The organism is Desulfovermiculus halophilus DSM 18834 (assembly GCF_000620765.1).
GTDB classification, from domain to species: domain Bacteria; phylum Desulfobacterota; class Desulfovibrionia; order Desulfovibrionales; family Desulfothermaceae; genus Desulfovermiculus; species Desulfovermiculus halophilus.
Genome location: NZ_JIAK01000008.1, coordinates 70108 through 83077 on the forward strand (window position 1 = coordinate 70108; position 12970 = coordinate 83077).

Consider the following 12970-nt stretch of genomic DNA (forward strand, 5'->3'; position numbering starts at 1 on the left):
GTATGCCAGCCCCGCGGAGCGCGGGGCTGGCATACCTGCCACGGCGGGGCCAGAGATGACCCGCCGTGTGCTTCCCAGCCCTCCGCAGGACACGCCCAAGTCCCAAATCGCGCAATCTTCCAAGCGGCTCGTCCGCCGTGCGCAGTTCCTCTTGCCTTCTGCACCTGCTCGGCATATAGATAGCTCTATGGTCTGAGAACGTGTATTTGGTCCAACCAGGAGGCTGCCAGGCAATGAAGACTCGTCAGTCCTTTCCGGAGAACGTCAGGGTCCTGGAGCACGTCTGGATTCCTTTGTCCGACGGGATCCGAGTGGCAGCCAAGATATGGCTTCCCGCATGCGCTGAGCGGATGCCGGTCCCGGCCGTCTTGGAGTTCATCCCCTACCGCAAGCGGGACGTGGAAGCCGTTGGGGACAGCATCACCCACGGATACTTCGCCGGGCACGGCTATGCCTGTATCCGTGCGGATCTGCGCGGAGCAGGGGACTCGGAAGGGGTCTTGGAGGACGAATACCTGGCCCAGGAGCAGCAGGACTGCCTGGAGATCCTGAACTGGATCGCGGCTCAGCCCTGGTGCGACGGAAATATTGGAATGATGGGCATTTCCTGGGGCGGGTTCAACTCCCTGCAGCTGGCCGCGCTGCGGCCTCCGGAGCTTAGAGCGGTCATAACCGTCTGCTCCACGGACGATCGCTATGCAGACGACGTCCACTACATGGGGGGCTGTCTCTTAGGAGACAATCTGTCCTGGGCCTCGACCATGTTCAGCTACAACGCATGTCCTCCGGATCCTTCCCTGGTGGGCGGGGCATGGCGGGACATGTGGCTCTCCCGTCTGGAGGGGAGCGGGCTGTGGCTGAAGAAATGGCTGGAGCATCAGCGCCGGGACGAATACTGGAGGCACGGCTCGGTCTGTGAGGACTATTCGGCCATTTCCTGTCCGGTCCTGGCGGTCAGCGGCTGGGCAGACGGATACTCCAATGCGGTCTTTCGCCTTTTGGCCGGACTCAGCGTCCCCAGGATGGGGCTTATCGGCCCATGGAGCCATAAATATCCCCATTTCGGAGTCCCGGGACCGGCCATCGGCTTTCTGCAGGAAGCCCTTCGCTGGTGGGATTCCTGGCTCAAGGACAAAGGCCCGGGAGGGATGGATGAGCCCATGCTCCGGGTCTGGATGCAGGACAGCGTTCCGCCGAACACCCGCTACAGACACCGGCCCGGACGCTGGGTGGCGGAGACAAGCTGGCCCTCGCCCCGGATTGAACTCCGAACCTATCACCTGCACCCCGGACATCTCCTCCTGCCGGAACCGGCAGCCGAAGCAGGCAGCGTCACCATCCAGTCTCCGTTGAGCGTCGGTCTGTATGCCGGGAAATGGTGTTCTTACGCGGCCCCTCCGGATCTGCCCCATGATCAGCGGGAAGAGGACGGCGGGGCCCTGGTCTTTGAGACCGAGCCCTTGCTGGACAGGCTGGAGATATTGGGAGCGCCGGTCCTGGCCCTGGATGTATCCTCTAACCGTCCGGTGGCCATGGCCGCGGTCCGGCTTTCGGATGTCGCCCCGGACGACAAGGCCACCCGGGTGACCTACGGGCTGCTCAACCTGTGCCACAGAAACGGACACAGCGAGCCGGAACCGCTGCAGCCCGGCCGGATATATTCCGTGCGGGTGCCCATGAACCACATCGCTCAGAGCTTTCCCCCCGGACACCGGCTTAGGATTTCCATCTCCACCTCCTATTGGCCCTTGGCCTGGCCTTCGCCGTCCCCGGTGCGCCTGAGGGTGCACATCGGTCCCAGCAGTCTGGAGCTCCCGGTTCGTCCGGAGAGAGAGGAAGATGCGGGTCTGCGTGTATTTCCGGAACCAGAAGGGGCCCCTGCTCCCGCAGTCCGCCAGGTGCAGCCCAAGGAGCATGCCTGGCGGGTCATCCGGGATTTGGGCCGGGATGAGGCCACCCTGGAGGTTATAAAGGACGAGGGCTCCTTTTGCCTGGAGGACATCGATTGGAGCGTGAGCGCCCGGGCCAGGGAATGGTACACGTATCAGGGCGACGACTTCGATTCCGTGCGCGGCGAGACTCTGTGGGAGCGCAGCTTCCGGCGCGGGGAGTGGTCGGTGCGCACGACCGCCAGGACGGTATTGACCTCTACTTCGGAGAGCTTTCAAATCCATGCTGAACTGGACGCGTTTATTCGGAATGAACGTGTTTTTGCCCGCAATTGGCGCTATGAAATCCCCCGCGATCATGTCTGATCGTGAGGTTCTTCGATGTAGCCTGTGGATTTTGGCGTTTGCCATCTCTTCTGTGTGCCCACTTTCGGCCCGGTATTTTCTAAGCCCCGCCAAAGGGGGATCCCTGCCCCCTCCCGGCACTCACATGCAGGTCACTGCTTTCTGTTTGCGTGAGCGTATCATGCATGTGAGTGCCGGGTGGCGGGACCAAGAAAATGTGCGGGCCTGCCGCTTACGGCACACAGAAGAGACGCCAAACTCTTATGTATGCAATTCCACTTTCTGTGTCGAAGAGCCGATCGTGATCTGGACTGCACAACTGAAAGGACTCGGCCGGACAATGAACAGTCAGTACGTACTATGCATTCATGGCGGGTGCGAGGACATCGTCCCGGAAAGATTCACCGCCCGGGAGGAGCAGGAGCACCTTAGCGTCCTGAGGCAGAGCCTGCAGGCCGGGCGCACGGTTCTGGAAGCCGGCGGTACTGCCGTGGACGCCACGGAATCCGCTGTCATGGTCCTGGAGGACTCTCCGCTGTTCAACGCCGGGCGAGGCTCGGTCTTCACCCATCAAGGGACGAACGAAATGGACGCTTCCATAATGAACGGACGTGATCTGCAGGCCGGGGCTGTGGCTGGAACCAGCCGAATCCAAAATCCGGTGCGGGCAGCCCGCCTGGTCATGGACAGATCAGCGCACGTCCTGCTCATCGGGGAGGGGGCGGAGGCCTTTGCCCGTGAACAGGGCCTGCACCCGGTGGATCCGGAGTATTTCGCCACCCGCCGGCGCTGGGAGGAATATGTGCAGGCCGGGGGGCAAAATGTTTCCGGCAAGGGATCTGGTGTGGATGCCGCACATTTGGGCACTGTGGGGGCGGTCTGCCTGGACAGGCAGGGGAATGTGGCCGCTTCCAGTTCCACTGGCGGGACTATGAACAAGACCCACGGACGGGTCGGGGATTCGCCCCTGATCGGGGCCGGGACCTATGCGAACAACGCCACCTGCGCCGTGGCCTGCACCGGCGAAGGGGAGTACTTTATCCGCACCGTGGCCGCGCACAGGGTTTCGGTCCTTATCGAGCTCGGGGGCCTGAGCCTTGAGCAGGCATGTGATCAGGTTTTGTCCGAGATTAAGGACCTGGGCGGAATGGGCGGCATGATCGCTGTGGATCCTTCGGGCCATGCCGCAGCTGTCCACCTTACCCAGGGCATGTTTCGGGGGCTGCTTCGGGAAGGAGAGGAGCCCCGGGTAGCCATGTACGGCTCTAAATAGTGACCTGAGGCTATGGTTTGATTCGGTCCTGAACCCCGCCGGTATTGGGCAGGGGGACCTTCTGTTCCGGAAGCCGCAACGGAGAGGCCAGGACCTGGATAGCGACCTGGGGAGCTGTTTCCGGAAGCCGGTCCTGAGCCTGATCCGGGCTGACCACTGGGATCGGCTGTTCAAAACGGAAGGTCAGCATCTTCCTGCACTGCTGGAACTTGTCAACAAGCTCCTGCTGGGAGTTTGCTCCCAGATAGATAAAGGCCGTGGCATAGCTGTAGCTGTCCTGTTCCGGGATCTCGGAGAGCTTCATGCCCACCTTGCCCTGGATGTCGATCAATGTTCCGGGTATCCGGCGAGCGATATCATCCAGGTCCTGCCTGGTGGGGATGGCAGTAATCAGTTTATCCTGATATTCGCGGAGAAAGAACTTCCCGGCCACCTTGTACCTGCCCTGGCGCTTGGGAAACCACGGATCGCGATTTAGGGCCACGTCGAGCATGATCTGGTGGTTGGATACCCCGTCCACTTTGGCGAACAGATCACTGTGGGACTGCGGAATGCGGGTATTTATTTCCAGGAACCAGACCTGGTCCTTTCGCTCGTTCCAGAAAAACTCCACATTAAAGGCCGATTGGTCCAGCCCGATCCGGGACATGACCTTTTCGGTAATCCCGGCCATCCTTTCCTGTACCCTGCGGGGCAGACGGGAAGGGTATTGGTAGCGGGCAAACGTGGTCCGGTTGGGTTCGCGAATGGAATCAATAATCCCGTAGGTATGCACGGCTTTGTTGTGCACATATCCCTCCAGGGTGCACTGCCGGCCGGAGATGATCTGCTCGGCCACGCAGTGCGAGCTGTTCACCCTGGCCACTTCCTCCGGCAGCTGAACAATGTCCAGCAGATAATCAAAGGGACGGAAAAGACCGATCTTTTCCCTGAGAACGGAAACAGCCCGCTGAAAGTCCCTGGCGGTGTTGATCCGAAAACCCAGCTGGGAAGCGGTGGACTTGACCGGCTTGATCCAGAAGGGGAACTCCAGGTTGATCTTGTCCAGGGCCTGGTCGTCGAAGGGATCGAAGGGGGTAAACTTTGGGATGTACTCTGGAATGACCTGCTTTTGTTCCAGGCGGCTCCAGTATTTGTGCTCGCATTTGAGCACGCTTTCCAGGGAGGGGCCGGGGACCTTGAACCGCTCGCAGAGGATGGGAACCATGGTGCTGACCGGAAAGTCGGTGTATCCCACAATGGCATCGATGGGTCCGGAAAAGCTCCTCAGCTCTGCGTCAGCCTGATCCAGCATGTCCTGCAGGCGGTATCGGCCGCTGTCGATCAAGGCGTGTATGTCCAGCAGGCCGATGAAGTTGTAGTTCTCCGCGTTTTTGACCTTCTGGATCATGTGCAGGTTGAACTCGTCCAAGCCAATGATGAAAATATTTTTTTTCATCCTAGACCTCACTCGGATTGAGCCGGGATGAACTTGTGTTCGGACAGGATATATTTGTCCCCCGGGATCATGACGTGAACGTTTAAGTTTTCGATGGAAATCAGTTCGCCTTCGCTGATGGACGCCATGTTCGTGTGCCGGATGTTGGCACCGTCGACCACGATGATCAGACCGGAGCCGATGGCCTCCTGAACATCCCCCTTGGTGATCAACAGCCCGGTGTCTTCTCCCAAACCGATGCCCAGGGAGGCCGGATTTTGGGCCACGGCCTGGAACAGGCGGCCGATCCGTCCGCGTTTGACGAAGTGGGTGTCGATAATCACATTGTCCAAGATCCCGAACCCGCTGCTGAACTTGACCTCGCCTTTGCGCAGGGCCTCGTGGCTGCTGCCCTCGTAAATCATGGTATCAGACATGCACATGGCCCCGGCGCTGGTTCCGGCAATAACCACCGGCTCCTGACGGAAGCGGTCCAGGAGGACGCTTAAGAACTCCGTGCCTCCCAGGAGGGTGGTCAGCCGCAGCTGATTTCCGCCGGTGAACAGAAAGCCTTCAGCTTCTCTGGTCCGGGCTACGGTGTCCTCGGCCTGCGCTTCTTCTCTGGTCCTGATGTCCAGGACCCCGACGTTGGTCTGTCCCAGGTTCTCAAAGGCCTGGACGTATCGCTGGCTGGATTTTTCCGGGACCTCGGATGCAGTGGGGATGATTTCTATCCGGCTTGTTTTTCCGGGCAGGCTCCGGCAGAAAGTGGTGATGATCTCGGCCTCGGTCTCATGCATCGTGCCGTTGCCCATATCCTCGGACCCGTTGGCTTCAGAAGGAAGGGACAGGTCTCCGCCGATGATGATTAGAATTCCTTTTGTTTTTTTCATGAAAAGAACGTACTCTTTCCCCGGGAGTAAAGCAAGAATTCAGTGAGAATTTTCCGGACCATAACAAGGGTGCATGCGGGAGATGAAAATACTTGAAATACGAGCCCTGCGCGGACCGAATTACTGGTCCAACCGGCGGCATAAGCTTATGGTCATGCGGGTTGATCTGGAAGAAATGGAAGAGTACCCCTCGAATACAATAGCTGGATTCGCAGAACGATTGGAAGAGGTTCTTCCTTCTCTGTATGAGCACAGGTGTTCCCGCGGTTATGAAGGTGGATTTCTGGAAAGAGTACGGGAAGGGACTTGGATGGGGCACATAATGGAGCATGTTGCCCTGGAGCTGCAGGTTTTAGCCGGCATGCAGTGCGGATTTGGGCGCTGTACATGGGACGGTGAAGAGGGGATATACAATGTTGTTTTTTCTTACGAAGAAGAACGGGCTGGATTCTACGCCGCAGAGGCAGCCTTCCGCATCGTCAATTCGGTGATAGCTGCAAGGTCCTGCGATGTGGACCGGGATGTCCAGTGTCTGCGGGAGATCAGGGAGGAGGAACGTTTCGGGCCCAGCACAGGATCTCTGGTGGAGGAGGCCAGGAAGCGGAATATACCGGTCTTGCGCCTGAACAGGTACTCCCTGGTCCAGATGGGATGGGGCGTGCACCAGCAGAGGATCCAGGCCACAGTGACCGGAAAAACCAGCAGCATAGGGCTGGAGATCGCCTACGACAAGGAAGAGACCAAGAATATGCTGGAAAACAACGGCTGTCCGGTGCCCTTGGGTCGGGTGGTCCAGTCCTGGGAAGAGATGGAATCCGCAGTCTCCAGGGTCGGTTTTCCCTTGGTCGTCAAGCCCGTGGACGGGCATCAGGGCAAGGGGGCAAGCATCAATGTGCAAAGCATGGATGAAGCCCGGGCCGCATTTGCCGCGGCCGTTACCTATTCCGGCCGGGTGATCGTGGAACAGTATATCCCCGGCTTCGATTACCGGCTTTTGGTCATCAATTCCACATTCGTGGCCGCAGCCAGGCGAACTCCGGCCCATGTGGTGGGCAACGGGCGGATGAGCGTCCAGGAACTCATCGACGAGGTGAACCAGGATCCCCGCCGGGGCTACGGGCACGAGCAGGAGCTGACCGAGATCAGCGTGGACGATATGACCCGGCGTCTGCTGGACCAGGAAGGCCTCGGTTTGGACACGATTCTTCCCCAGGGCCGGGTCCTGTATTTAAAGACCACGGCGAATTTGAGCACTGGAGGGATCTCCGAGGACGTGACCGATACGGTTCACTCCGGGAATGTGTTTTTGGCCGAACGGGTGGCCCGGATCATCGATCTGGACATCTGCGGGATAGATGTGATGGCTCCCAGCCTGAGCGAGCCGATTACTGAAAACGGGGGCGCGGTCATTGAGGTCAACGGAGCTCCGGGGTTCCGCATGCACCTGGCCCCAACCGTGGGCAAGCCCAGAAACGTCGCCGAACCGGTCCTGGACATGCTGTTCCCCTCCGGCAGTCCGGGACGGATCCCCATTATCTCCGTAACCGGGACCAATGGGAAGACGACCACCACCCGGCTCATTGCCCATATAATGCGGATACACGGAAAAAAGGTCGGGGCCACGACCACGGACGGCATTTATATCCAGAACACCCTGCTGTACAAAGGGGATTGTTCAGGCCCGGAAAGCGCCCGCTTCGTGCTCCGCGACCCCACGGTGGACTATGCTGTCTTTGAAACCGCCCGGGGAGGGATGATGCGCTCCGGATTGGGCTACGACGCGAGTGATGTGGGCGTGGTGACCAATATAGCCTCGGATCATCTCGGACTGCGCGGGATTCATACCCTGGAGCAGCTGACTCGGCTCAAGGCCCTGGTGGCCGAGAATGTCCGTCCTGAAGGCTATGCGGTGCTCAACGCAGATGATCCCCATGTCATTTCTATGCAGGAGGGCATACCTTGTCAGGCGGCCCTGTTCAGCATGGACGCCTCCAATCCCCGCATCCGGGAGCACTGCGCATCCGGAGGAACGGCCGCGGTCTACGATGAGGGAAGCATTGTCCTGCTCAAGGGGGACTGGGCCATCCAGGTGGACAAGGTGATCAATATTCCCTTAACCTACTCTGGCAAGGCCTCTTTTCAGATTCAGAATGTGCTGGCCGCATCTCTGGCTGCCTTTGTCCAGGAGGTGAGTGTTGAAGAAATCCGCATCGGGCTGCAGACCTTTTTCCCTTCCTCCGCACAGCTGCCGGGGCGGATGAACATATTTGAGTTCGAAAAGTTCAAGGTGCTCATCGATTATGCGCACAATCCCCCCAGCATGGAGGCCATCGGCAAGTTCGTGTCTTCCCTGGGGAGCGGGCGCAAGGTGGGCATTCTGGCCGGGACAGGGGACAGAAGGGATGAGGACTTGGTGGAGTACGGCCGGGTAGCCGCGGAGTATTTCGATCAGCTCATTGTCTGGGAGGACGCGGACTATGCCCGGGGCCGGGACAGCCAAGAGGTCATGGACCTGGTCCTGCAGGGGGCGAAAAGCAGTTATCAGGACCCGGATATCCTGATCATTCCGGATGAAGACGATGCAGTGGAGCATGCCCTGTCCACAGCCGAATGGCAGACCGTGATCGCGGTCTTCACCGGACGCATCGAGCAGATGACGGCCAGGATCAAGGAGTGGAAGGAAAAGGAGCTGGATCTGACCCTGACCCGGGAGGACATCCCCAATCTGGAGAGAGGATGATGGGTCGAAACGATATAAGGTGCACAAAAAGACCAGGATATGAAGACACCACGAAAGGCCGTGTTGGCCGCAATCCTCATCGGCTGTGCCCTGCTGGCCGGCATGTATGTCCTCCTGGACCGCGGCCAGCGAATCGAAGAAGAGGAGGGCCCCGGGCCGGAGATCTCAGCCGGGGAACAAGGAACAGAGGTTGGGCCCGGTCATGTATACTGGGACAAGAGAAGCAAGGTCTTTAAATATCAGCCCTGTGGGGACCCGGTGCGTCAATACAGGGTGCAGGCGGAAGACGTGGACACAAGCACGGAATGGACTGAGCTGGCTGATACATTGCGCCAGATGCCCCAGATCCCGCGCTTCGTGATTTTGGAGGGGATACAGGAAGCCCCGGACGACAACGGGGATGGGGTGTTTCGTCTCTTCAGCATCGTCCGCACGGACCCCCGGGGCAACTGCAAGGAGGATCGCATCGTGCTGAATGCTCCACTCCCCGGAGAGGTGGTGTCCTCCCCGCTTCGCATTCAGGGCCGGGCCAGGGGAGGCTGGTATTTTGAAGGTGACTTTCCGGTCCTGCTTACGGATTGGGACGGCAGGATCGTGGCCCGGGGGATAGCCTCAGCCGAGAGGGAGTGGATGACCGAAGAGTTCGTCCCGTTTTCCTGCCGGCTGGAGTTCAACGCTCCTGCCTTCGGTCAGGGTGAAACTCCGGCGTTCGCCCAGCGGGGGACGCTTATCCTGCGCAAGGACAACCCTTCGGACAATCCTGCCCTGGACGATGCCCTGGAAGTCCCGGTCAGATTTGCAACGCAGTAACAAGATTGGAGTATCGCCCGGCGCGCCGGGCCCGTGCATTATGACCGGCAAACGCGGAGCATCCACAAGAAATATCGGGGGATATTTTTTCGGCTTTTGGATCCTGGTGCGGCTGCGGGCAAAAAGGGATCGCAATGACCAAGGCTGGAAGGGGCGGGGTGGACAATGGGTATAAAAGAAAATAAACAGGGGAAAGCGCGCCTTATGAGAGGGGAAAATTCAGTTGCAGGTGGGAAGTACGGTGTAAAATACAATAAGGGGCTATGAGAAACCCCCATAACCCCTGAAAATTCATGGCGCGCCAGGGGCGATTCGAACACCCGGCCGGCGGCTTAGAAGGCCGCTGCTCTATCCTACTGAGCTACTGGCGCGTGGATTCTTTTATAAAGTCACCGCGCCCGTTGGTCAAGGGCTGAGATGAGCGGTCAGCTGAAGGTACAGGTCTTTTTCCCCCATTTACCGTATCCATATCATGGTGCGAGCCATACGAATCGACAGCCTTGGACAGGAGACGATGACCGAAAATCTCTTCCGCAGCATCCCGTCCGTGGATGAGCTGCTCAAAGCCATCCAAGACGAGCCCGGCGTTCAATCCATTCCCCGCACTCTGCTCAAGGATCTGGTCAACACCTTTCTGGATCAGTGCCGGTCGGATATTCGTTCCGGCAGGATCGACGTCAGCAGCGACCTTAACGTTTCATCTCTTGTCCCCCGCCTTTTGCACCATGTGCGGCAAAAGAGCAGACCCAACTTTCGACGGGTGATCAATGCCACAGGGGTCGTTGTGCACACCAATCTGGGCCGTTCCCTGATGGCCGAGCCGGCTGTCCAGGCCGTGGACCAGGCTTGCAGATGGTATTCCAACCTGGAGTTCTCCCTGGAGACCGGGAAACGGGGCAGCCGCTACGCCCTGGTTGAGGATCTGCTCTGCCGGCTGACCGGGGCGGAAGCCGGCCTGGTGGTCAACAACAATGCAGCGGCTGTTTTGCTCATGCTAGACACCCTGGCTGCCGGCAAGGAAGTTGTCGTCTCCCGGGGGCAGCTGGTGGAGATCGGTGGTTCTTTCCGCATTCCGGATGTCATGGCCAAAAGCGGGGCGGTGCTTAAGGAAGTGGGGGCCACCAACCGGACCCATCTTTATGACTATGAACAGGCTATAGGGGAAAATACCGGGGCCCTGCTCAAGGCCCATACCTCCAACTATCGGATCATCGGTTTCCACAAAGAGGTCCCTCTGCCTGAACTGGTCAAGCTCGGAGAGCGCTACAATCTGCCGGTCCTGGAGGACCTGGGCAGCGGAAATCTATTCTCCTTTCCCTCACAAACCGGGCTGGATGAGCCCACAGTCCAAAGCGTGCTCAAGACCGGGGTCTCAGTGGTCACCTTCAGCGGAGACAAGCTCCTGGGCGGTCCCCAGGCCGGCATCATCCTCGGGCGCAAGGAATACATCCAGCCGATCAAGAAGAATCCCCTGAATCGGGCCCTGCGCATCGATAAGATGACCCTGGCCGGGCTGGAGGCAACCCTGCGCTTGTACCTGGACCCGGAAAACGCGGAGAAGCAGGTTCCCACCCTGAGCATGATCTGTGCGAGTCCGGAGCAGCTCAAGCGCAAGGCCAGGCGTCTGGCATCCGGGCTGCGTTCCAACCTGAGCCATGCCTTTGAGGTCCGGACAGTTTCCGGGGCCTCGCGGGTCGGCGGCGGGGCCAGCCCGGAACATGATCTGCCCACGACCCTGATCCAGCTGGTTCCCAAGAAAGGGATTGCGGTGGAGGCACTGCGGGATGTGCTGCTGCAGACCGATCCCCCCCTTGTCGGCCGCGTTGAGCATGACAGCCTGTGTCTTGATCCGCGAACGTTGCAGGCGGATGAACTGCGGCAGGTGGGGCCGGTCCTGGAACAGGCCCTGGAGCTGCTGGGGAGGAATCAGTAGTCGGTGGCAGTGGTCTGTAGTCAGTGGGCGACACGTCCGAATATCTGATCCTGAAATACACACGGATGGGAGCGCAATGAAAAGAACATTTCGCACCCAGCTGAATTTTAACCCCTTAGGTGGAGATATAAAGGAGGAGCGCATGCAGACAGGGTTGGAGCATGAACCCAAAAGCGGCTGGGAGCTCTTTGCCGGAACGGAGCACAAGGCCGCTATTCAGAAATACGGCCAGGACTACGTGCAGTTTTTATCCCGGTGCAAGACTGAACGGGAGACAGTGGCCTGGCTCAAGGAACAGGCCGAGTCCGCGGGCTTTTCACCTGATCTCCGGGGGCCGCAGGTGATGCGGGAGGTCAAGGGCAAGAGTCTGCTCCTGGCCCGGCAGGGGCGCAGGCCCCTGAGCGAAGGCTTTCGACTTATCGGGGCCCACGCTGACACCCCGCGTCTGGATTTCAAGCAGCATCCCCTGTACGAGGCCTGCGATCTGGCCCTGGCCAAGACGCATTACTACGGCGGTATCCGCAAATATCAATGGCTTTCCCGTCCCCTGGCCCTGCACGGGGTGGTGATCACCACAGACGGGCGGCGAATTGACCTCTCCCTGGGCGAGAAGCCGGAGGCCCCGGTCTTTGTTATAGCCGATCTCTTGCCGCATTTGGCCACCAAGCAGAATGAGCGCAAGCTCTCGGAGGCCTTTGAAGGGGAAAAGCTGAACGTGATTTTGGGCAACAGACCGGCAGAAACGGAAGGCAGTGATGTCCAGGAGGGAGGCAAGGGGAACAATCAGCTGAAGAAAAGGATCCTGCAGATTTTAAATCAGGAGTACGGACTGGTTGAAGAGGACCTGTTCAGTGCCGAGGTTCAAGTCGTTCCGGCCGGTGCTGCCCGCTGGGTCGGCCTGGACAAGAGCCTGATCGGCGGATACGGGCAGGACGACCGGATCTGTGTTTTTGCTGCGTTTCAAGCTTTGATGGCTGAGGATTCGCCGGAATTCACCCAGGTGGTTATCTTCTGGGATAAGGAGGAGATCGGCTCGGAAGGGGCGACCAGCGCCAAGTCCCTATTTATGGAGTATACCCTGCAGGAGCTGATCCAGAGCTGGGAGCCCGGGGCCTCCCTGGCCCAGGTGTTTATGAACTCCAGGGCCCTTTCCGCTGACGTGCACGGGGCCATCGATCCGGACTACCAGGACCTGCACGATCAGCTCAACGCCTCCAAGCTTGGCTACGGCCCGGTGTTCTGCAAGTTCACCGGACACCGGGGGAAGGTGGGGGCCAACGATGCCTCGGCCGAGTACGTGGCCTGGTTGCGCAGTCTGCTCAATTCGGCCGGGATTCCCTGGCAGATGGCCGAGATCGGCAAGGTGGACGCCGGCGGCGGGGGCACCGTGGCCAAGCACCTGGCCGTGTACGGTCTGGACATCATTGATTTCGGTCCCGGCGTCTTGGGCATGCACAGTCCATTTGAGTTAAGCAGTGCTGTGGATCTGTACGCGACGGTTTTGGCCTATCGGGAATTCCTGAAATGACATTCATATGCCGGTTATCAGTTACTCGTTATCAGGAGTAAATATCCTTATCGAGAACTGTTAACAGATAACTGATAACCGATAACCGGTGTGTTATAAAATGACCACTCACATTCGTCACCTTGCAGCCGAGGAAATTGAC

At 59.2% G+C, this 12970-nt stretch carries 8 protein-coding genes and 1 tRNA gene; 6 read left to right on the plus strand and 3 right to left on the minus strand.

Translation table 11 applies throughout. From position 1 onward, the window contains the following. Positions 1–233 precede the first annotated feature (233 nt). Both N902_RS0105000 and N902_RS0105005 read left to right on the plus strand, forming a co-directional pair. Positions 234–2255, plus strand: coding sequence for a CocE/NonD family hydrolase (locus N902_RS0105000; protein WP_027370037.1), 2022 nt, complete (start codon positions 234–236; stop codon positions 2253–2255). A 319-nt stretch (positions 2256–2574) separates the two neighbouring features. Then, on the plus strand, positions 2575–3507 hold the full coding sequence (locus N902_RS0105005; protein ID WP_027370038.1) for an isoaspartyl peptidase/L-asparaginase family protein: 933 nt from the start codon (positions 2575–2577) through the stop codon (positions 3505–3507). 10 nt (positions 3508–3517) lie between these two features. On the opposite strand, the gene N902_RS0105010 is transcribed toward N902_RS0105005, so the two are convergent. Together N902_RS0105010 and N902_RS0105015 are read right to left on the minus strand one after the other, a co-directional pair. Then, positions 3518–4945 (minus strand): ATP-grasp domain-containing protein, encoded by a 1428-nt coding sequence (locus N902_RS0105010; protein ID WP_027370039.1) that lies wholly within the window; start codon positions 4943–4945, stop codon positions 3518–3520. 8 nt (positions 4946–4953) lie between these two features. Further along, the gene (locus N902_RS0105015) at positions 4954–5817 is read right to left on the minus strand and encodes a cyanophycinase (RefSeq protein WP_027370040.1); all 864 of its coding nucleotides are present in this window, start codon (positions 5815–5817) and stop codon (positions 4954–4956) included. Between the two features lie 82 nt (positions 5818–5899). Here N902_RS0105015 and cphA point away from each other — a divergent pair, with 82 nt between their 5' ends. Both cphA and N902_RS0105025 read left to right on the plus strand, forming a co-directional pair. Continuing rightward, entirely contained in the window at positions 5900–8557 is a 2658-nt protein-coding gene (cphA, locus tag N902_RS0105020) for a cyanophycin synthetase (RefSeq protein WP_027370041.1), read from the plus strand. A 39-nt stretch (positions 8558–8596) separates the two neighbouring features. Beyond that, the gene (locus N902_RS0105025) at positions 8597–9367 is read left to right on the plus strand and encodes a Gmad2 immunoglobulin-like domain-containing protein (RefSeq protein WP_027370042.1); all 771 of its coding nucleotides are present in this window, start codon (positions 8597–8599) and stop codon (positions 9365–9367) included. A gap of 294 nt (positions 9368–9661) precedes the next feature. Here N902_RS0105025 and N902_RS0105030 read toward each other — a convergent pair. After that, positions 9662–9738 (minus strand) — tRNA-Arg (locus N902_RS0105030). 143 nt (positions 9739–9881) lie between these two features. Between N902_RS0105030 and selA the strand changes: the two genes are divergently transcribed. Then, positions 9882–11300: an L-seryl-tRNA(Sec) selenium transferase gene (gene selA, locus N902_RS0105035; protein WP_027370043.1), complete on the plus strand. Its 1419-nt coding sequence runs from the start codon at positions 9882–9884 to the stop codon at positions 11298–11300. A gap of 142 nt (positions 11301–11442) precedes the next feature. Beyond that, complete coding sequence (locus tag N902_RS0105040; protein ID WP_027370044.1) at positions 11443–12828, plus strand: aminopeptidase; 1386 nt, start codon at positions 11443–11445, stop codon at positions 12826–12828. Positions 12829–12970 lie beyond the last annotated feature (142 nt).